Origin of the sequence: Flavobacterium sp. (assembly GCF_035456085.1) — a bacterium.
Lineage (GTDB): Bacteria > Bacteroidota > Bacteroidia > Flavobacteriales > Flavobacteriaceae > Flavobacterium.
On sequence record NZ_DATIDY010000196.1, the window covers coordinates 17,622 to 40,959 of the forward strand.

Consider the following 23,338-nt stretch of genomic DNA (forward strand, 5'->3'; position numbering starts at 1 on the left):
GGAAATCCTTTTGTGCCGGGGTTCGGCACAAAAGATTGAAACGGATAGCAGGAATTAGCTCCTAAAAAAATAAATAATGACAAAAAGACTTTTTAAAACACTTGGTTTAACTTTACTACTATCTGTAATGGCTTGTCAAGCGCAAGAAAGAATCACTGTTAAAGGAACGCAATTTTTCAAAGGCGACAAGCCGTACTCCTACATTGGAACGAATTATTGGTATGGAAGTTTACTGGCTTCCAAAAAAGTTGGTGACCGAAAAAGATTGCTTCGCGAACTCGATTTAATGAAGAAAAACGGCATTGACAACTTGCGAATTTTGGTTGGTGGCGATGGTGGAAAATACGATTATACCGTTCGTCCTGCTTTGCAATATGAACAGGGAAAATATGATGCTGACTTATTGGACGGTTTGGATTTTTTGATTGCCGAAATGGGTAAACGCAATATGTATGCGGTTTTGTTTTTGACCAATAACTGGGAATGGTCTGGCGGAATGTCGCAATATTTGGAGTGGAATGGAAAAGGACCGATTCCTGTACCAGCGATCCCGCCAAATACGTGGCCGCAATTTATGTCGTATACAGAACAATTTCACAGTTGTGAGCCTTGTATGGAAGCGTTGAATAATCATGTGCGATTTATAATTGGCAGAACAAACGCTTATACACATAAAAAATACACCGAGGATAACACAATTATGGCGTGGCAGGTCGGAAATGAACCTAGACTTTTTACGGTAGAAAACGAAGCTAAATTTACAGCTTGGCTCAATAATATTGTTGATTTGATCGAAAGTTTGGATAATTACCATTTGATTTCGACAGGTTCTGAAGGTTTGAATAGTTCGAATGATGATATCGAAATTTTTAAAAGAACACATCTAAATCCTAATATCGATTATTTGACGATGCATATTTGGCCGAAAAACTGGAATTGGTTCAAGGCTGATAATGCCGAAAAAACATTGCCAACTACTCTTGAAAATGCTGGAATTTACATTGATAAACATGTAAAAGTGGCCAATGATTTAAAACGTCCAATTATCATTGAAGAATTTGGTTTACCAAGAGAAAATGAAAGTTTAACAGCTGGTTCTTCGGTTGCTAATAGAGATGTTTTTTATAATTATATTTTCGGAAGAGTTGCCGAAAGTGTAAAAAATCATGGCCCATTGCAAGCGGCTAACTTTTGGGGATTTGGTGGCGAAGGAAAAGCGGTTACTGCCGATGGTCATTGGAATCCCGGCGATCCATTAACAACAGATCCACCGCAGGAACCACAAGGGTTGAATTCGGTTTTTTCAACTGATAAATCGACTTTGGAAATTGTGAAGAAATACAATTCAGAATTCTGTAAAAAATAAGCCTCTCTAGACTTGAAGTCCATACTTTCAGTTTATCAGACTAAAAGTCTACAAGTTTGAACTACTTAGTTTCAACCACAAATTACACAAATTTGCACAAATATAATCTGTGGTAATTTGTGTAATTTGTGGTTGAAAACATTTTTAGAAACTGAAAACTAAATGCACTAAAATGTATAGTTTTAAACTATTTTCAATAAATACTCCATCATGAAAAAAACAGCTTTCCTTTTTTGTCTTTTATCCTTAAATCTTTTGTTTTCCCAGAAAGTACAAGACTTTGTTGTCACTTCTCCTAATGGAAAAATTAAAGTCAGCATTGTAATCAGCGATAAAATAACTTGGACTATCTCGCATGAAAAAGATATAGTTTTGGCTGCCTCCCCTATTTCAATGACTTTGGATCAAAATGAAGTTTTAGGAAAAAATGCTGTGCTTTTGAATTCGAAAAGAGAAAAAGTAAACCAGACATTTGATTCTCCTTTTTATAAGAAGAAATCTATTCAAAATAATTACAATCTTTTGCTTTTAAATTTTAAAAACGATTTTGCCATTGAGTATCGTGCTTTTGATGATGGTGTTGCATATCGTTTTATAACCAAAAAGAAAAAAGATATCACTGTAAAATCGGAAGAAGTAGTTTTGAATTTCGATCAGGATTACAATACTTTAATACCATATGTCCGTGATTTAAGAAATCCAAAAGACCCTTATATTTCTTCGTTTGAAGCGCATTACGAAAACAAAAAAGTCAGTGAATTTACCAAAGATACTTTGGCGTTTTTACCGTTTTTAATTGATTTTAAAAATCATAAAAAAGCAGTTTTTCTAGAAGCCAATCTGGAAGATTATCCGGGATTATTTGTAACCAATACCAAAGATAAAAAAGGGTTTGAAAGTCGTTTTTCTAAATATCCTTTACAGGAAAAAAACGGTGGATTCAATAATATCAACAGATTGATTACCGAAAGAGCTGATTATTTGGTAAAAACAAAAGGAACTCGCAATTTTCCGTGGCGAATTATTGTGATCTCAGAAAACGACAGGGATTTAGCCAATAATGATATGGTTCAAAAACTGTCTGAGCCATCAAAAATTAAAGATATCAGTTGGATAAAACCTGGAAAAGTAGCTTGGGACTGGTGGAATGACTGGAATATTTACAACATCGATTTTAAAGCCGGAATCAATACACAAACCTATAAATACTACATTGATTTTGCTTCTAAAAACAAGGTCGAATATGTAGTTCTTGACGAAGGCTGGAGTTTGGAAGAAGACATTATGAAACACAATCCAAATGTGGATTTGGAAGCTTTAATTGCTTACGGTAAAGAGCGAAATGTAGGCATTATTTTATGGAGTTCATGGATGGCATTGACCAAAAATACAGACGGAATTTTAAAGAATTATGCCGACTTAGGAATCAAAGGTTTCAAAGTTGACTTTTTAGACCGTGACGATGCCAAAATGGTCAATTCTGTTTATGATATTGCTCAAAAAGCAGCAGATTACAAACTACTATTGGATTTTCACGGTATGTATAAACCGACTGGAATTCAAAGAACTTTTCCAAATATTTTGAATTTTGAAGGTGTAAAAGGTCTTGAAAATAACAAATGGACACCAAATGATGATGTTCCTTTATACGACTGTTCGATTCCGTTTATCCGAATGATGGCTGGTCCTATGGATTATACTCCGGGAGCGATGCGCAATGCTACCAAAAGTGAATTCAAACCAAGTCATTCTAACCCTGTAAGCCAAGGAACTAGATGTCATCAATTGGCACTTTACACTATTTTTGAAGCGCCTTTACAAATGATGGCGGACAGTCCAACCGCTTACATGAAAGAACAGCAAAGTACTGATTTCATTGCTAAAATCCCAACTACATTTGATGAAACAGTAGCTTTAGATGGCGAAGTCGGAAAGTTTGTAGCATTAGCTAGACGAAAAAACACAACTTGGTATTTAGGTACTATTACAAACTGGGATTCTAGAGAAATCACCGTTGATTTTTCTTTCCTTGAAAAAGGCAAAACATACGAAGCCGAAATCTTCTCTGACGGATTAAACGCTGAAAAAGCAGCAAATGATTATAAAAGAGAAATTATAACGGTTGATTCGACCACTAAACTAAAATACAAATTGGCTAGCGGTGGCGGATTGGCGATGATTATTTTGTCAAAATAATCGTAGAGACGCACTGCAGTGCGTCTCTACAGTGCGTCTCTACAGAATTTGTGCAATCTGTTTTTAAAATAATTTTAAATTGTAACGACCAATCGTTTCCCGCCAGGAACATCGATATCCCAAGCTTTTTCGATATCTTTTATATCAATTGCGACTGTTTCTATAACCAATTTTTTGGATGCTGCCAGTGCAAACATTTCGGGCAAAATTTCATCTATTAATTGTACCATTTCTGCTTTGGTCCAGCTTCCAAAACCAGAGCCAAATAATTGCAGATCTACACTTCTGAGAATTTCTGCTGACAATTGAATCGTATCGCCTGCCAAAGAACCAACTGAAACAAATCTGGTCCTATTCGTAAACGAACCATTTCCTTTTAGGGATTTCAAGATTAATTCAGCTGAATGTCCCCACAAATAATCAATTATAATATCAATTGGTGTATTTGCGTGAATTTCTTTAAGTTGATTTATAAAATCTTCATCAGATTGCGTAAGAACTACATACTCATCAGCACCTAATTCTAATAATGATTTTAAAGTTTGCTCATTTCTTCCGGTGATAATTACTCGTTTTGCACCATAATATTTGGCAAGCTGAATGGCTATTTTCCCTGTAACTCCTGTTGCTCCATTTATTAAAACTGTTTCGCCTTTTTGAATGCCAGCTCTAAAACGTAATGCCATTGCCGAACCCGCAACCGCATTTGGCAGCGCTGAAGCTGTACAATCATCAAGACCTTCTGGAACTTTGACCAATCTATTTTTATCAATAATCGCTTTTTCGGCAATCATTCCTGTTACGCCCAATGCATAGACTCGTGTTCCATCTTCGAGTATACCTACTCCATCACCGCCAACAACTTTTGCTGTTTCTGTAGCATTAGCTGAATAATGCTTACCGCTTGCTATATGCTTGTCCAAATTTTTAACTGCCGATGCTTTAACAGAAATCAATAAGTGATTATCATTTTCGACAATTGGATCTGGAAAATCGGTGTATTTAGGTAATTTGCCATTTTTATAAATTACTGCTGCTTTCATAACATTACATTTTAAGATTGTTTAATTCTATGAAAGCAAAATTAGCCGACCGCAAATTGTCGAACGATAACATTTGTTATCAAATGAAGATTGCGTTTATTTGAGTATTTTATTTTTTATTCGGCTTAAATGGACCGAAGTTATTCCCAAAAATGAAGCAATATAATGTTGAGGAATACGCTTAATAATCTGCGGATTTTCCTTTAAAAGATTGTGATACCGCTGTTCGGGCGTGTCTTTTATAAATGAAACGAAGTGTTTTATATAATCAAAAGTACGTTCAAAAATATTGTCTATAAATTTTTCTCTTATTTCTGGAATCTCCATTACTTCATTGAGAATTGTATCAATATCCTTTTTATCGGCATACCATAAAATAGAAGGTTCGATAGTTTCAATTGTAATCGGACTTGGAATTTTTTTTCTAAAACTTTCGATAGAAGCGACCATTCCTCCTTCTAAAAAAAACTGAAGCGTTAAATCTTTTCCATCTTTATTAAACCAACATCTGATACAACCTTTTTCAATAAAAAACATTCGTCCTGAAACTTCTCCTTCTTTTAAAAGAACAGTCTTTGCAGGAACTTCAAGCTTATGAAAATAGCCTTTATACCTTTCCCATTTATGATTTTCTATTGGAAACTTATTTTTGAGATGATCGAACATTGTAGTGATAAATCTATTTTTAAATGGCAATAACTTTAAAACCTGATTGAAAGTTTAAAGATAAAAACAATTCCCCGCTATTTGTGACTAAGTTTACAAAGATTGTTAAACAACTAAGTTCTTATTGATTTACAACTAGAATGAATTACTTTTGCGCTTTCTAAAATCCCCCAATTTTGAAATCATTTTTAAACCTACTCATTGCTTCTTTTTTAGGAACCGTACTTTGTTTTTCGCAGCCCCAAACTGTTTTTAAAAAAATAAACAAATCATCTGGATTGTCTAATGGTAGAATTACCAGTATGGCAAAAGAGAGTAATGGTTTTGTATGGATCGGCACCAATAATGGACTCAATCGTTATGATGGTTTTGGTTTTAAAATTTACAATAAGGGAAATAGCAATATCGGGTCTAATGATATTTCGGATATTTTAATAGACAGTAAAAATCGAATCTGGATTACCACACTTGGAGGCGGGCTTAATTATTATAATCCGCTTAATGATACTTTTCAAATTTTTAGATACAATCCCAAAAATCCTAAATCATTACTGTCTAACAACGTTACTACTTTAATTGAAGATTCAAAAGGTTTTATTTGGCTCGGAACAGAAAAAGGATTGTGTTGCTTTAATCCAGCAACTAAAAAATTCACTTCATACACCAATCAATTCAATAACTATCAAACCAAAAAAAGCAATAGCATCACCAGCATTTATGAGGATAAAAACAAGAATTTATGGATAGGAACTTTTGGAAATGGTCTGTTTTTATTTGACAGAGTTTCTGCTAAATTCAATCAAATTAAATCGGGTAACACACAAATTTCCGACTTTATCAACGTCATTTTTCCTTTAAATCCAGACAAAATCCTTATCGGAACTAGCGGAACAGGCTTATTGATTTATGATTTGGTAACTGAAAAGTTTTCTGATTTTTTAAAAGAAAATTTAGGTTTAAAACAAGAAATAAACATTGTTCGTTCGATAAAAATAGACAGTAAAAACAATCTATGGATTGGAACTGATGGAAATGGTCTTTTTGAAATAGATTACCCAAACTCCAAAAGACCTGTAATTCGCAATTACATGTATAATTCCCAATTAGAAAATTCGCTTTCGGGGAATTCTATTTACGAGATTATGGCTGATAATGATTCGAATATCTGGATTGGAACGGCTTGGAACGGCATCTGTGTTTTGGATAAGAAAAACAAAAGCGAACTAATATACAGTGACATTGTTGGCCTAAATCCATCGCCTGTGCTTTCAATTTATAAAAAAGGACAAGAATTATTTTTAGGGTTGGATGGCGAAGGAATGACGATATTTAATACCCAAACCAATAAAATTAAATATTACAACGAAAAGAACCCGAACTCGACTATAAAAGGAAATTATATCCAGAAAATAATGGCTACCCAAGACGGTGTAATGTGGCTGGGAACTTTTAAAAATGGTCTAGTAAAATTCAACCAACAAACCAATCAATTCACGCAGTACAATCATAATTTTAATAATAAATCCTCTATCAGTTTTGATGATGTCAGAGATATTATTGAGGATAAAAATCATAATTTATGGATTGCCACTTGGGGCGGCGGGCTAAATTATTTTGACACAAAAACCCAGAATTTCACTAGTTACAGAGAAAGTGCCAATAACAACAGAACGGTAAACAATGACAATCTCATTGATATGGTTGTTGATGGGGACAAAATCTGGATCGCCACTTTTGGAGGCGGATTGAATTTATTTGACACTACAAAAAAGGTATTTCATTATTACAAATACAAAGATTCTGATTCCAACACCATTAGCAACAACAATATATTTTCATTATTTAAAGATTCAAAAGGTTATCTGTGGATTGGTACTGCTGGTGGCGGAATTAATCGAATGAATTTGAAAACCCATAAAATCGAACGTTTTGAAAAAAATGACAATATTAAATACCAAACCATAACGGGAATTATTGAAGATGATAACAATACCATTTGGTTTAGCACCAAACAAGGGATTATCAACTATAATTATCGCACGAATACCTTTAATAGTTTACCAAAAATAGCGTCCGAATTTCATATCAATTCTATTTTTAAGGATGAAAAAGGATGGATTTATTTTGGTGGAATTGACGGCGTAATAAAAATAAACCCAAAGACCATTGGAGAAAACACGAAGCAACCCAAAGTAAAGCTTACCAATTTTAAATTATTCAACAAAGAGGTTCCTGTTGAAAAAAACGGAATTCTAACCAAAGATATTGCTTTTACAGATGAAATCACGCTAGATCATTATCAAGATGTATTGACATTTGAGTTTTCCGCATTGCAATTTCCTTTTTCCAATAGTTGTGAATATGCGATTAAAATGGAAAATTTTGATAAAGAATGGCGTTTTATCGGAAAAGACAGAACCGCCACTTTTACAAATCTATCACCTGGAAACTACATTTTTAAAGTAAAAAGTAAAGAAGTAGGCGGACAATGGGGCAATGATTATGTTGCCATAAAAATTCATATTTTAAGACCTTATTGGTTGCAATGGTGGGCTTTTGTACTCTATGGTGCAATATTGTTTTTTCTGGTTTACTTGTTTAGAAAATATACGATTGAGTGGGAACGATTAAAAACAAATTTAGAATTTCAGAAATTAACCCACGAAAAAGACAAAGAATTATACAACCTAAAACAACAGTTTTTTGCCAATATTTCCCACGAAATCAGAACTCCGGTAACCTTGATTTTGAGTTCCATAAACCGCTTATTTGATAATGGGGAAATGGTGGACAGTAAGCAAATCAAGTCCGCGCATACTATTCGTAAAAACAGTAATTTATTGCTTCAATTGGTCAATGAACTTTTGGATATTCGAAAATTTGAAGCAAATGATATTCAATTAAAAATTACTGAAAACGACTTTGTTGCTTATTGCAAAGAGATTTATTTATCATTCACCGAAATTGCTTCCGATCGAAATATTGAGTACACTTTTGAATCCGAAAATCTAAAAATAGACCTATGGTTTGATAAAAATCAATTGGAAAAAGTACTGAATAATTTACTGACCAATGCTTTCAAATTTACAAACAATGGTGGCGCCATAACTGTTACAATAGAAACCGATGACAAAGCCGTTTACCTGATAGTCAAAGACACCGGAATTGGAATGTCTAAAGCACATTTAGGCGAAATATTCAATCGTTTTTATCAAATTAACAATGCAGAAACAAAAGACAAATCTGGTTTTGGTTTGGGATTATCTATTGCAAAAGAAATTATAGATCTTCATAAAGGATCGATCGAAGTAAAAAGCGAGAAAAATAAAGGAAGTGTTTTTGAAGTGAAATTATTAAAATCTAATGATCACTTTTATGAAAATGAAATTGAAAAACCAGAAGTGGTTACGAACCACGGATTGGATGCTATTAATCATTTAAAACAAAAAACTACTAAAAACGAACTCAAAAAAGAGACTATTTTGATTGTTGAAGACAATGAGGCTATTCAGGAATCATTGAAAGAAATTTTGAATAATGACTATTCGATTCTTCAGGCTTTTAATGGCGAAGAAGGTTTGAAAATTGCTTCCGAAGATTTTCCGGACTTAATTATTAGTGATATAATGATGCCGGTAATGAACGGAATTGAATTTGTGAAAAATTTGAAATTAAACACTTTTACCAGCCATATTCCGATTATTATTCTAACAGCCAGAACCACTGTAGAAAACACTATGGAAGGCTTTGAAACAGGAGCTGACGATTATATTGCTAAACCGTATGATGAAGATTTATTAAAAACCAGAATTAGCAATTTATTAAACAATAGAAAATTAATACGAGAGAAATTTATAAATGACAATCTTTTAAACCCAAGAGAGCTAGCCATTAGTTCTCCCGATCAATTATTCTTAGAAAGATTGTATGAAATTCTGGAACCAAATTTAGAATCGAACAATCTGAAAGCAGAAATAGTTGCCAAAGAAATCGGAATGAGCCATTCGGTAATGTATAAAAAAATAAAGGCATTGACTGGATTGTCTTTTGTTGAATTTATTCGCGATTATAGATTATCAATCGCCAAACAGCTCATTCAGGATTTAGGTTATTCTGTTTCCGACGCTTGTTATAAAGTGGGTTATTCTGACAGAAAATACTTCAGTAAATTATTCAAAGAAAAGTTTAGAAAGAACCCTTCGGAATTCCTAAAATCTTATGACGCAATTTAATTAATTAATAATTTATTTGCTTTTTATTACACATATTACTAAAAACAAATATTTTACCTCCAGAACAAACGAATTCCTCCCCCTTAATCAACGAAATTGACCCACATCAAAACTCCTAAAACCGGGGTAATTTCGCCTATCAAATTTAGCTGATCTTTTATTAAATAATTCTAAAAAGAAGACTCACTAAAACCAATCTTAACCTATTAAATTTACAATTTATGATGAACCGCTATCGAAAAAGAGGGCGCAATTTTCATGTAAAACAACCTTATTTTATAATGTTGTTTTTATGTTTCACCCTTGCTTCTTTTGGTCAAGAACTAAAAGTTTCAGGAACTATTACAGATGCCAAAACGGGAATTCCTCTTCCGGGTGTAAGTGTAACTATTAAAAATTCAAAACAAGGAACTACCTCAGGTTTTGATGGTAAATACCAATTTCAGGTAAATAAAAATGAAGTTTTGGTATTTTCTTTCATGGGTTATCAAAAAGCCGAAAGAACAATCACATCGACAACTGTGAATGTTAGTTTGACTGAAGCTAATCAAAAATTAGAGGAAGTTGTTATTATTGGTTATGGTAGCACGAAAAGAAGAGATGCTACTGGAGCCGTATCTTTGGTTACCGCTAAAGATTTTAATAAAGGAAATATCGTTACTTCAGAAAGTCTTTTGACAGGACGTGTAGCTGGTTTATCCATTACAACAGGTGGAGATCCAGGCGCAGGATCTACAATTAGAATTCGTGGAGGAGCATCTTTAGGAGCTTCAAATGATCCATTAATTGTAATCAATGGTTTGCCTGTAGATAACAATGCCATTGGAGGTTCACGCTCTATATTGAGTTCGATTAACCCAAGTGATATTGAATCTTTTTCTGTTTTAAAAGATGCATCTGCTACCGCTATTTACGGTTCAAGAGCTTCGAATGGTGTTATTATCATCACATTAAAGAAAGGAACAAAAACATTGTCTGCTACCATAGATACGAACATGGGCGTAAATACTTTGGCAAAAACAATGGACGTTTTTAGTGGAAACGAACTACGAAGCTTAATAAGCGTACAAGACCCTACTCTATTGCCTTTATTAGGAAATGCAAATACCGATTGGCAGAAAGAAATTTACAGAAACAGTATTTCATCTAATTTGAATGCTTCTGTAAACGGAATGTTGTTTGACAAAGTTCCATCGAGAGCTTCTTTCAGTAATACACTGCAAGAAGGTTTAATGTTAACTTCAGGATTTCAACGTACTACTGGATCGGTGTCTTTGAATCCAAATTTATTCAAGGATCATTTAAAAATCAGTGTAAATGCTAATGCTTCTTTGGAAAAAAATAGATTTGCTGCAGGTGTACAAGGAACTGCTATAACATTTGACCCTACTCAACCTGTTTATGACACCAATTCGCCATTTGGAGGGTATTTTCAATATTACAAAGACAATAATGACGGTGTAATAAACAAAAGCGACTTAATCGCCCTTGCTCCACTAAATCCAGTGGCAGAGTTGATGCAAAGAAATAACAGAAGTGAAGTAAAAAGAATCTACGGTAACGTAAAATTTGATTACAACTTCCATTTTTTACCTGAATTGTCAGTAGTTGTAAACTTAGGATTAGACCAAAGTTCAGCTAATGGTTATGCAAAGGTTTCAGATAAAAACCCACTTGCTCAAGCTGATGGACGCATTGTTGGTTCCTCTTCAGAATATTCTAATGACATGAGCAATCATTTATTAGATGGCTATTTAGCGTACAAAAAAGCATTTAGAATCTTCAATCTGGATGCAACAGCTGGTTATTCATATCAAAAATTCACCAACGAAAGATACAACTCTAATGAATTGTTAGACGATGGTGTTGATAGTGCTCCTGTTACCACTATAGATCCAAACTTGGTTTTAATCGGATTCTTTGGAAGAACAAATCTTTCGTTTTATGACAAATATCTTTTTACAGTTTCTTACCGTAGAGATGGTACTTCTCGTTTTAGCGAAGATAATCGTTGGGGTAATTTCCCGGCAGCGGCTTTTGCATGGAAGATTAAAGATGATTTTTTTGCTGATTCTGAAACGATATCTAATTTAAAATTAAGATTAAGCTGGGGTGTAACTGGTCAGCAAGATATAGGACAAACCAATTTGGATTTGTATATGGCAAGATATTCAAAAGGTTTACCAACTTCTCAATATATCTTTGGAAATACGGTAACCAATATTGGAATTCCACAATTTAGAAATGAAGATTTAAAATGGGAAGAAACAACTACTTACAATGCTGCTGTAGATTTCGGATTCTTCAATGATAGATTGACAACAACTGTTGAAGGTTTTTACAAAGAATCGAAAGATTTATTGGCAAATGCAGCTATTTCAGATGGTTCTAACTTTAGTAATTCCGGATTCCAAAACATAGGGAACTTTACTTCAAAAGGAATTGAATTTACGGTTAATGCTGATATTATTAAAAATGAAAAAGGCTTTAATTGGAATGCTAATTTCAACTCAACTTTTATCAATACAAAAATTGAAAGTCTGGCTTTAGATCAAGATCAATTAATTGGTTCAGCAGGACCTGTCAAAGGATCAACAGCACAAATACACAGAGTTGGTTACACTCCGTATTCATTTTATGTGTACAAACAAATTTATAATGAAGCAGGCAAACCAATCGAAGGTGCTTATGCCGATTTAAATGGGGATAACATCATCAATGACTCTGATTTATACATCCACCACAATGGTGCGCCTACCGTAACTATGGGATTTGCATCTAATATGACTTACAAAAACATTGACTTGTCATTTAATATGAGAGCTAGTTTGGGTAATTATGTTTATAATGGATCAAATGCTAACAGAGCTCAATATAATTTATTAAAAAATGGCTCTGTAGTTTCTAACTTACCTACTTCGGTTTTAGATACTGATTTTAAATCGAATGAAACTGTATTATTATCTGATTACTACATCGAAAACGCTTCATTTTTAAAAATGGACAATGTAACACTTGGATACACATTCCTAAATACATTTAATGCTCATTCCTCAATTCGTTTATCCGCTGGTGTGCAAAATGTATTTACCATTACCAATTATTCAGGTTTAGATCCTGAGGTATTCGATAATGGAATTGACAATTCAATAACTCCTCGTCCTAGAACTTATCTATTAGGAGCTAATATGAAATTTTAAAAAGAAACAGTATGAAGAATATAGTAAAACATAAAATAATTTGCATTTTAGGAATTGTATCAGCCTTTGCCAGCTGTACAAAAGACCTTGATGTTGAAGTTAAAGATCCGAATGTACTGTTGGTAGATCAATTTTATTCTACTCCAGAATCTTACAAACAAGGATTGGCTGGTGTCTATGGTAATTTAAGCTTAACAGGTGCTTCAGGTCCGGGAAGTTCTAACATTACAGGTCTTGATGCTGGAACAAGTCAGTACGGAAGAGGTTTTTGGAACATGCAGGAACTAACAACGGATGAAGTAAAATGGTCTTGGGAAAATGACCCGGGATTAAAAGGATTAAACAACAACACTTGGACATCTGACAATGTAATTATCAGAGGTTTTTTTGGAAGATGTATGACCGAAGTTGCTTTTGCTAATGAATATCTTAGACAAACAAGTGATGCTAAATTAAATAGCCGCGGAGTAAGTGCTGAATTGCGTGCTGAAATTAAAATCTATAGAGCGGAAGCTCGTTTTTTAAGAGCATTATCATACTATCATTTAATGGATTTATTTGGTAAAGCTGGTTTTGTTACCGAAAATGATCCGGTTGGTGCTTATCAATCTCCACAATATGAGCGTCCTGAATTATTTGCTTTTATCGAATCAGAAATAAATGCCATTCTTCCAGATTTGAAAGATGCACGTCAAAACGAATATGCAAGAGCTGATAAAGCTGCTGCTTGGATGTTGTTAGCCAAAATTTATTTGAACGCAGAGGTTTTTATTGGTCAAAAAAAATACGACGAATGTTTAGCTAATTGCAAAAAAATCATTGATGCTGGTTATACTTTATCTCCAGTCTATGCAAACAATTTTAATGCAGACAACAATAACAATTCAGCAAAAAACGAAATTATTTTCCCAATCGTTTCTGATGGTGTTGTAACTCAAAATTATGGTCCAACTACCGTAATGATTAATGCTCAAGTTGGATCTATAGAACAAAATGCAGCTGATTTTGGTGTTGTTGGATGGGCAGGCGGATTGAGAGTTCCTAAACAATTCTCTGAAACTATGCTAAATGGTAACTATGACAATGATGATAGAAACACTATTATCAGCAAAGACAGAACCATCGAATTGACTAGTATGAGTAATTATGCTACTGGATATATTACTGCAAAATGGTCTAACAAAACGTCAGCAGGAGTAAATGGTTCCGCAACTGAAATGGTAGACACCGATTTTCCAATGTTTAGACTAGCAGATGTTTATTTAATGTACGCCGAAGCGGTTCTTAGAGGAGCTACAGGTGGTTCGAAAACTACTGCAACAGATTATGTAAACTTATTGCGTTTAAGAGCCAATAACACTAAAACAATAACTACTGCAGATCTTACTTTAGATTTAATCTTAAATGAAAGAATGGTTGAATTGTATGGTGAAGCGCACAGAAGACAGGATTTAATTCGCTTTGGAAAATTCACCGGAGGAACTTACAATTGGTCTTGGAAAGGAGGCATTGTTAATGGTATTGCAATCAATGAGAAATACAAAGTATTCCCAATTCCTAAAGCAAGTATCGCTGCCAATCCAAATCTTAAACAAAACACAGGTTATTAAAATTATAGACAAAAAATAAAAATATAGATACAAATGAAAAAATTAATTTTACTATTTATAGCATTTACGGCATTACTAAGTTTTAATGCTTGTACAGACGACAATGAACCTGTTTTTGTAGCAAAACCTGCTGCTGATGGAATTGCGTTTACTAATGCTTTTGCTGCAAATTATTTAATAGCGCCAGCAACAAAAACAAACATAGCAGACCGTTTTATGTGGAATGCAGCCGATTTTGGAGTACCAACCAACATCACTTATGAACTTGAAGGTGCTACTAAAGAAGATTTCTCTGATGTTAAAGTAGTGGGTAAAACAAGCGAAACCAATATGCCTGTTACGGTTGATAATTTATTAGATTTCGCCAAAGTTTTAGGTCTTGATGGCGATCCATCAACTACTAATTCAGATGGTTCTGCAAATAATAAAGGTTTAGTATATTTTAGAGTAAAAGCGTCTACAGGTACAACTGGAACTAATGCAATATTCTCAAAAACACAAGTTATTTCTATTGAATGGATCGAAACCGTAGCTGCAGGAACTGGTTGTCCTTCACTTTGGGCAGTTGGAGAAGCATTGGCTGATATCGGTTGGAATTTCAAACCAGATGGTGAAATGAAATGCGATAAAAATGTATTACAATTAAAAGCAAAATTCACAAATGGTAACTTTAGGTTTTTCCAGGAATCAGGAAACTGGTCATCAGCGCTAAACTATTCTTACTACAAAACCGCAGGATATGCTATTGATTCAAATTTAGAAGATGCTTTAGATAATGATGGAAATTTCAAATTTGTTGGAACTCCAGGAATTTACACTTTGACAATTGATAACACTAAAAAAACAATTGTTATGACAGCTTCGACATCACTTTGGGCAGTTGGAGGAGCAGTTCCTGGCGCTTGGAATTTTGATACTGCTAATACCATTAAATTTGTTGAAGCTACTCCAAATATCTGGTCAGCTTCTATAACTTTATCAAATGATGTTTTCAGATTCTTCCACGAATTTGGTACTTGGGATACTAAAAACAACTTTGCTTATTATTCAGATGCTGGTTATAAAATTAATGCTAATTTAGTAAATGATGGAAGTGGTGATGCTAATTTTAAATTTGTAGGCACTCCTGGAACTTATAAATTAACAATTAATGCAGTTGCAAAAACAATTACATTAGAATAAATTCAATCTTTTTATGAAATGAGCATGACCGAAAATTGGATACCAACAGACGTCATGCTCATTTTTTTTACAATAAAAAAAAATAAAATATGAAAAGAATCATAACCTTATTATCTCTTTCTGCTTTATTAAGTATTCATTTTGCTTGCTCAAGCAGTGATTCTGACGAAACACCTGTTGTAGATCCGCCAGTTGTGACTGACAGTTTTATCAGAGCTGCAGATATTTCTTTTCTTCCAGAAATTGAAGCTGCAGGAGTTGTTTTTACCAATAATGGAAAAGCTGAAGATATGCTTACCACTTTAAAAAATGCTGGTTGTAATACTATCCGAATCCGTTTATGGAAAAATCCAACTGGAGGACATTCCGGGTTAACAGAAGTAAAAACACTCGCAACCCGTGTAAAAAATGCAGGTTTAAAAGTATGGCTTACAGTTCATTATTCAGACACTTGGGCTGATCCGGCTGCTCAAACTATTCCTGCTGAATGGAAAAACTTGTCTTATGCAGATTTAAAAACAGCAGTAGCAAATTATACAGCAACCATAATCACAGAAATTAATCCTGATATTATTCAAATCGGAAACGAAATCAATGATGGTTTGTTATGGCCACAAGGAAAGTTGAGTACCAATGAGGCACAATGTATCGAGTTACTAAAAATTGCAAGTTCAACTATTCGTTCCAAAGCGCCGACTACTAAAATTATGATCCATTATGCTGGTGTAAAAGCATCAGATACGGATTGGTTTTTCAGTAAAGTAAAATCGGTTGACTATGATTATATCGGACTTTCTTATTATCCTGTTTGGCATGGTAAAGATTTGGCGGTTGTAAAAAGCACTATCGATGCTTTGGGAACTAAGTTTAGCAAAAAAGTAGTTATTGCTGAAACAGCTTATCCTTTTTCATTAGGATATAATGACTGGACAGATAATATTGTTGGACAAGCTGATCAATTGGTTTCTGGTTATCCCGCAACACCTGATGGACAAAAAAGTTTTGTATTAGCCATTAAAGATCTTGTAAAAACATCTAACTCTGGTATAGGATTCGCTTACTGGGGAGGAGAATGGATTTCTTTCAAAGGAAATCAAGCTAGTAACGGTTCAACATTCGAGAACCAAGCTTTGTATGATTTTAATAATAAAGCATTACCTGTTTTTGAAGCTTTTAGTTCAAAATAATATGAAAAATATACTATTATTACTAGCATTTGTTTTAGTTTTTACTGTGTCATGTAGTACACCTAGTCAAACAACAGAAAAAACTAAAGGAAATTCATTTTCTAAAGGCGCCGATGTGGGTTGGTTACCACAAATGGAAGCTACAGGCTATCAATTTTATGATGCTGACGGAAGCAAAAAAGATTGTTTACAATTATTGAAAGACCGCGGAATAAACACCATACGATTACGCGTTTGGGTAAATCCTTCGGATGATAAAGCCAGCGGACATTGTAGCAAAGATGAAACTGTAGCTATGGCAGTTCGCGCTCAAAAATTAGGAATGCGCATTATGATTGATTTTCATTATAGCGATTCATGGGCAGATCCTGGGAAACAAAACAAACCCTTGGCTTGGAAAAACCATACTTTTCCTGAATTGCTAAACGATGTATATTTTCATACCGAAGACGTGCTAAAAGCACTAAAACAAGCAGGAGTTACTCCAGAATGGGTGCAGGTAGGAAATGAAATCCCGGGCGGAATGCTATGGCCTGAAGGAAGCACAGACAACTTCAATCAATTGGCTCAATTATTAAACAAAGGTTATGATGCAACCAAAGCTGTCGATAAAAACATCAAAGTTATTGTTCATTTAGACGAAGGGAACAAAAGTGAAAAATTCAGGTGGTTCTTTGATAACGCCAAAGCAAATAATGTAAAATACGATGTAATCGGAATGTCTTATTATCCGTTTTGGATTAAGAGCGATTACAAAGAAAACATTACCGATTTGGCCAATAATCTAAAAGATATGGCAGCACGTTATGACAAAGAGGTTATGGTTGTCGAAGTTGGTGGTGACTATACTTTGGAACAAAACACTCACGACATGTTAATTGCTGTCATAAAAGCTGTTAAAGAAGTACCAAACAATAAAGGATTGGGTGTAATTTATTGGGAACCTGAAGGTGAAAAATCTTGGAGTGGCTATCAATTAAGCGCTTGGAGAACAGACGGAAAACCATCAATGGCTTTAGATGCATTCAAGGAGTAGATGCTAAGCTTCCAAGTTTCTGAGTCGCTGAGATTTTAGTAGATAATAATCATGTCAAAGTTTTAAAATAAACTCACTTTATTTTTCAGAGAAAAGGACTTAACATTAATAACTTAGAAACTTAGAAACTTAAATATTAAATAATTAGACCAATTGATAATGAAAAAATTGATACAAATTCTAATTGCATTTTTAACAATTACACAAATCTCCTTTGCACAAGTCCGAATAGTGAAAGAATTGGATAGTGACTGGAAGTTTCAAAAAGGAGATTTTGAGAATGCTTTTCAAACCAATTTCAATGATTCCAAATGGGAAAAAGTAAGTATCCCTCATGATTGGGCAATTTATGGTCCATTTGACAAAGAAATAGACAAGCAAAATGTAGCTATTGTTCAAAATGGCGAAAAAGTAGCCTCTGAAAAAACAGGTAGAACCGGTGCTTTACCGCATGTTGGTTCGGCTTGGTATAGAAATAAATTTAACATTTCAGCAGTTGAGAAAGGCAAGAAAGTGATTCTGCTTTTCGAAGGCGCGATGAGTGAACCACAAGTCTATTTAAATGGGAAAAAAGTGGGCGAATGGGCATATGGCTACAGTTATTTTTATTTTGACATCTCTGATTTCCTTACCGAAGGAGAGAATACTTTAGCAGTAAAACTGACCAACAAAGAATTTGCTTCACGTTGGTATCCGGGTGCAGGTTTGTATAGAAAAGTGAGTCTTATTATAAAAAATAAAGAAAGCATTGATCAGTGGGGAACTTCCATTACTACACCGTTTATTAGCAAAGATGTTGCCAAAGTAAATATAAAAACAAATGCTTCGGTAGAGAATGGATATTTAGTTACCACCGTTTTTGATGCTGATGGAAAAAAGGTAAGTTCAGATAAAGCAACTACAAAATTCGGAACTCAATTCGATCAAAACATCAAAGTTGAAAATCCAAAGTTGTGGAGTCCTGAAACTCCTTATTTGTACAAAGCCGTTACGCAATTATTTATTGGGGAACAATTAAAAGACGAGGTTACAACACGTTTTGGAATTCGAGACATAAAGTACGAACCCAATAAAGGTTTTAGTTTAAATGGAGAAATAACAAAATTCAAAGGAGTTTGTTTACACCACGATTTAGGCCCTTTAGGAGCTGCAGTAAATGTAGCAGCCTTGCGCCGTCAATTGACGATATTGAAAAACATGGGTTGTAATGCTATTCGAAGCTCTCACAATATGCCGTCATTGGAACAATTAGAATTGTGTGATGAAATGGGTTTCATGTTTCTGGCTGAAAGCTTTGATGAATGGGCTAAACCAAAAGTGGAGAATGGATACCATAGATTTTTTAATGAATATGCTGAAAAAGACATCGTCAATTTAGTTCGCGCCACCCGAAATCATCCTTCAATTGTAATGTGGAGTTCCGGAAATGAAGTTCCAGACCAATGGGGAGAAGAAGGTGTAAAACGTGCTAAATGGTTACAAGAAATTTTCCACAGAGAAGACCCAACGCGCCCCGTAACTGTTGGTATGGATCAAGTAAAAGCAACTATGGAATCTGGTTTTGGAGCGTTGTTAGATGTTCCGGGATTAAATTACCGTGTGCATTTATACGAAGAGGCGTTTAAGAAATTCCCACAAGGATTTATCTTAGGTTCTGAAACGGCTTCAACCGTAAGTTCCAGAGGAATTTATAAATTTCCTATAGTTCAGGAAAAAGACAAACAATACCCCGATTTCCAATGTTCTTCTTATGATTTAGAAGCTTGTAGCTGGTCAAATGTTCCCGATGAGGATTTTGTTTTACAAGATGATAAACCTTGGGTTATAGGTGAATTTGTCTGGACAGGTTTTGATTATTTGGGAGAACCAACACCTTATGATGAAAAATGGCCTTCTCGTAGTTCATATTTCGGAATTAACGATTTAGCAGGTTTGCCTAAAGACCGATTCTATTTATATAAAAGCCGTTGGAACAAAAAAGAAGAAACGCTACATATTTTGCCTCATTGGAATTGGGAAGGACGCGAAGGTCAGATAACACCTGTTTTTGTTTATACCAATTACGATAGCGCTGAACTTTTTGTAAACGGAAAAAGCATGGGAATCCAGAAAAGGAATACTGCAACACCACAAAACAGATATCGTTTAATGTGGATGGATGTCAAATACGAACCTGGAACTGTAAAAGTAATTGCCTTTGATAAAGATGGAAAATCAGTAGCAGAACAGGAAATCCATACCGCTGGAAAAGCCTATAAAATGGTACTTGATCCAGACAGAAAGACAATTAAAGCCGATGGTAAAGACTTGTCTTATGTTACCGTTTCAATTGTAGATGAAAAAGGAATTCCATGCCCTACAGCTACAAATCAATTGCAATTTAAAGTAACGGGAAAAGGAAAATACAGAGCCGCTTGTAATGGTGATGCTACTTCATTAGAACAGTTTCATCTGCCAACAATGAAAGCCTTTAGTGGAAAATTAGTCGTACTGGTTGAATCCTTAAAAGAAGCCGGAAACATAGAACTCACCGTTACCGGAAAAGGACTAAAAACAGCAACTGTGACTCTAAATTCTACAAAATAGAAATTTATATTAAAATGCAAAAATCCCTCTTTTCAGAAACTGAAAAGAGGGATTTTTTTGATACGCTGTAGAGACGCACTGCAGTGCGTCTCTACGTGGTGCGTCTATACGTGGTGTGTATGGCTAAAAACCCTTAAAAAAATATAGCCCACGGTTGAAACCGTGGGCTATATTGGTAAAAATTTTATTTATTTTATTTCAATTCAAAACCGCTTTCTAAACCTTTGTCAGAGCTACCTCCAACCATGATTTTAAACGTTCCTGGTTCTACCAAATAATTACCTTCATTATCATAAAAACCAAGTTCTTTGTCTGTTAAAGTAAAAGAAATTGTTTTAGTTTCTCCTTTTTTCAAATTCACTAATTCAAAACCTTTTAACTCTTTTATTGGACGAATAATACTTGCATAATCATCATGAATATACAATTGTACCACTTCTTTTCCATCGTAATCTCCTGAATTAGTAACCTCAACACTTACTTGTACAGGCTCTCCTTTTGCAAGTTCAGTTTTATTTAATTTCAGATTTTTATAATCAAATTTGGTATAACTTAAACCAAAACCAAACGGAAACTGAGGTGTTTTCTCAACATCGCTATAATGTGACCAAAAAACATTTTTATCACTATTTGTAGGTCTTCCAGTGCTGTATTTGTTGTAGTAGATTGGCACCTGACCCACATTTCTTGGGAACGACATTGGCAATTTTCCACTTGGGTTATAATCTCCATATAAAACTTGCGCCACAGCATTTCCGGTTTGTGTTCCTAAATGCCAAGCTTCAACAATAGCAGGCACATGTTCAGCAGCCCACGGAATACTCAACGGACGACCATTATTTAGAACCAAAACAACATTTGGATTTACTTTATACACTTCCTCTAATAATTCCTGTTGCAAACCAGGCAAATTAAGGTCGGTTCTACTGCGCCCTTCCCCACTACTAAATCCGTGTTCTCCCAAAACCATTACAACCACATCAGCTTCTTTGGCAGCTTTTTTGGCAGCTTCAAATCCACTTTTATCTGTTGTATTATAAACAACCTCATCCAAGAATGATGTTTTGCCAACTAAGAGATCAGCACCCTTTTCAAAAGTCAGTTTATTGTCTTTGTATTGTTGCATTCCTTCCAAAACCGAAACCGCCGTATTATCATCCGAAGCAATTCTCCAGCTTCCCAATGGGCTGTTTTTATCATTTGCCAAAGCACCAATCAAAGCAATTTTTTGTCCTGATTTTTTCAATGGCAATAAATTTTTGTCGTTCTTTAAAAGCACAATTGATTTTTTGGCCATATCTAATACACCGTCAACATGAGCCTTGTTTCCAATCGATTCTTTCTCACGTTTTTCGTCACAATATCTGTACGGATCATCAAATAATCCCAACTCAAATTTCACTCTCAAAATTCGGCGAACCGCATCATCAACCAAAGCCTCTTTTACTTTTCCTTCTTTAACCAAATCAACCAATTTAGCCACATACAAATACGATTCCATATCCATATCTGAACCTGCAACAACACCTTTCAAAGCCGCATCAGCTTCATCTTTGGCATAACCGTGCGCAATCATCTCACGAATCGAAGCATAATCTGAAATCACAAATCCATCAAACTTCCATTTTCCTTTCAGAATATCTCTTTGCAAAAATGCATTTCCTGTAGCTGGAACGCCATTCAAAGTATTAAACGAATTCATAAACGTACGAACGCCAGCATCTACAGTCGCTTTAAATGGTGGCAAAACCGAATTGTATAATTTCGAATTACTGATATCCACAATATTATATTCCAATCCAGCTTCCACATAACCGTAAGCCGCAAAGTGTTTCGCACAAGCAGCAATAGTGTTCACTTTAGCCAAATCAGCAATAGTTTCTCCTTGAAAACCTTTTACTCTCGCAGTTGCAATTTTGCTTCCCAAATAAGGGTCTTCACCCGCACCTTCCATCACGCGTCCCCAACGGGCGTCGTTGGCAACATCAACATTCGGACCAAAAGTCCAGTTAATTCCAGATGCCGAAGCCTCATCTGCGGCAATCTCAGCCGATTTTTTAATCGCTTCCAAATCCCAACTCGCAGATTCTGCCAGCGGAATAGGACTCAGCGTTTTATATCCATGGATCACATCAAAACCAATAATCAACGGAATTCCCAATCTGGTTTCTTCAACGGCAATTTTCTGTACTGCACGAACATTTTTCACTCCACGAACGGTCAGCATCGAGCCAACATATCCTTTGCGAAGATGCTCGTATTTCAACTCGGCAGTTCCACCTTTTGGCGCTGGTCCGGTCACTTCCCAAAATCCATTGTATTGATTCATTTGCCCTACTTTCTCTTCCAAAGTCATTTGTTTCATCAACAAATCAATACGTTCTTCAATAGGTTTAGTTTTGTCTAAATGTGCTTTTTTTTGTGCATTCATAGTTCCAATAGTAATCAGGGTAAAAATCCCTGCAGTAATTTTTCTTTTCATTTTTAGAGTTAAGGATTATTTTTTGCAATGTCATTTTTTAAAAACAGCTTTTGTTCCAATTATTTGGGCGTGACCACAATAAACAAAGGGGGCAACTCACTAATCGCTTATACGCCCCCTTTGTTTATCGCGGTCGGGCTATCACGAGCGCTATGGCGCCTTGTTCTATCCCTCACGCAGCTTCACGGATTTTAAGACATTTATTCGTGTCAAATAAATCCAGAACAAAACAAAGTTGCTTAAAAACGATAAGCAATGTACGTTTCTATTTTTTTAATAAATATGACGGATGATGCATAAACTAAAACAAATGTGCCTTTTATTCTAAAATAAGTGTTGCTATACCAATTATAATTGTCAATTAATATCTGTTTTCATATTATATTGGTATTATTCACTTATAAAAGACGAAGCTGGTAAATTAGCTTTATTAAAAAGTGTCGATTGATCAGTGTTTTTCCATGCATAACGCACTTTTACAGGAATTTTAACCTGAGCCGACTGTAACACAACTGTATTGTTTTTAATAATAGCCGTTGCCTTGTAAAACAC

12 protein-coding genes are annotated in these 23,338 nt (G+C 34.7%); 9 read left to right on the forward strand and 3 right to left on the reverse strand.

The genetic code is table 11. From position 1 onward, the window contains the following. The first annotated feature begins 76 nt into the window (after positions 1-76). Both VLC96_RS14845 and VLC96_RS14850 read left to right on the forward strand, forming a co-directional pair. Positions 77-1,366, forward strand: coding sequence for a glycoside hydrolase 5 family protein (locus VLC96_RS14845; RefSeq protein WP_325264144.1), 1,290 nt, complete (start codon positions 77-79; stop codon positions 1,364-1,366). A 210-nt stretch (positions 1,367-1,576) separates the two neighbouring features. Further along, positions 1,577-3,562, forward strand: coding sequence for a retaining alpha-galactosidase (locus tag VLC96_RS14850; RefSeq protein WP_325264145.1), 1,986 nt, complete (start codon positions 1,577-1,579; stop codon positions 3,560-3,562). Between the two features lie 74 nt (positions 3,563-3,636). Here the strand turns inward: VLC96_RS14850 and VLC96_RS14855 are convergent, their stop codons facing one another. Together VLC96_RS14855 and VLC96_RS14860 are read right to left on the reverse strand one after the other, a co-directional pair. Continuing rightward, a complete protein-coding gene (locus VLC96_RS14855; protein WP_325264146.1) occupies positions 3,637-4,605 on the reverse strand; it encodes a quinone oxidoreductase family protein in 969 nt (322 codons plus the stop codon). Between the two features lie 96 nt (positions 4,606-4,701). Next, entirely contained in the window at positions 4,702-5,271 is a 570-nt protein-coding gene (locus VLC96_RS14860) for a Crp/Fnr family transcriptional regulator (RefSeq protein ID WP_325264147.1), read from the reverse strand. A 176-nt stretch (positions 5,272-5,447) separates the two neighbouring features. On the opposite strand from VLC96_RS14860, the gene VLC96_RS14865 reads away from it, so the two are divergent. The 7 genes from VLC96_RS14865 (at position 5,448) to galB (ending at position 20,304) form a co-directional block, all read left to right on the forward strand. After that, on the forward strand, positions 5,448-9,503 hold the full coding sequence (locus VLC96_RS14865) for a hybrid sensor histidine kinase/response regulator transcription factor (RefSeq protein WP_325264149.1): 4,056 nt from the start codon (positions 5,448-5,450) through the stop codon (positions 9,501-9,503). A 221-nt stretch (positions 9,504-9,724) separates the two neighbouring features. Next, a complete protein-coding gene (locus VLC96_RS14870; RefSeq protein ID WP_325264151.1) occupies positions 9,725-12,703 on the forward strand; it encodes a SusC/RagA family TonB-linked outer membrane protein in 2,979 nt (992 codons plus the stop codon). An 11-nt stretch (positions 12,704-12,714) separates the two neighbouring features. After that, entirely contained in the window at positions 12,715-14,313 is a 1,599-nt protein-coding gene (locus VLC96_RS14875) for a RagB/SusD family nutrient uptake outer membrane protein (protein ID WP_325264153.1), read from the forward strand. Positions 14,314-14,346: 33 nt separating this feature from the next. Continuing rightward, positions 14,347-15,495 (forward strand): SusE domain-containing protein, encoded by a 1,149-nt coding sequence (locus tag VLC96_RS14880; RefSeq protein ID WP_325264154.1) that lies wholly within the window; start codon positions 14,347-14,349, stop codon positions 15,493-15,495. Between the two features lie 89 nt (positions 15,496-15,584). Then, on the forward strand, positions 15,585-16,682 hold the full coding sequence (locus tag VLC96_RS14885; RefSeq protein ID WP_325264155.1) for a glycoside hydrolase family 53 protein: 1,098 nt from the start codon (positions 15,585-15,587) through the stop codon (positions 16,680-16,682). A gap of 1 nt (position 16,683) precedes the next feature. Further along, positions 16,684-17,718, forward strand: coding sequence for a glycoside hydrolase family 53 protein (locus VLC96_RS14890; RefSeq protein WP_325264157.1), 1,035 nt, complete (start codon positions 16,684-16,686; stop codon positions 17,716-17,718). A gap of 159 nt (positions 17,719-17,877) precedes the next feature. After that, entirely contained in the window at positions 17,878-20,304 is a 2,427-nt protein-coding gene (galB, locus tag VLC96_RS14895) for a beta-galactosidase GalB (RefSeq protein WP_325264158.1), read from the forward strand. Between the two features lie 193 nt (positions 20,305-20,497). On the opposite strand, the gene bglX is transcribed toward galB, so the two are convergent. Beyond that, positions 20,498-22,786, reverse strand: a complete 2,289-nt coding sequence (gene bglX, locus VLC96_RS14900; protein ID WP_325264160.1) for a beta-glucosidase BglX — start codon at positions 22,784-22,786, stop codon at positions 20,498-20,500. Between the last annotated feature and the right edge of the window lie 552 nt (positions 22,787-23,338).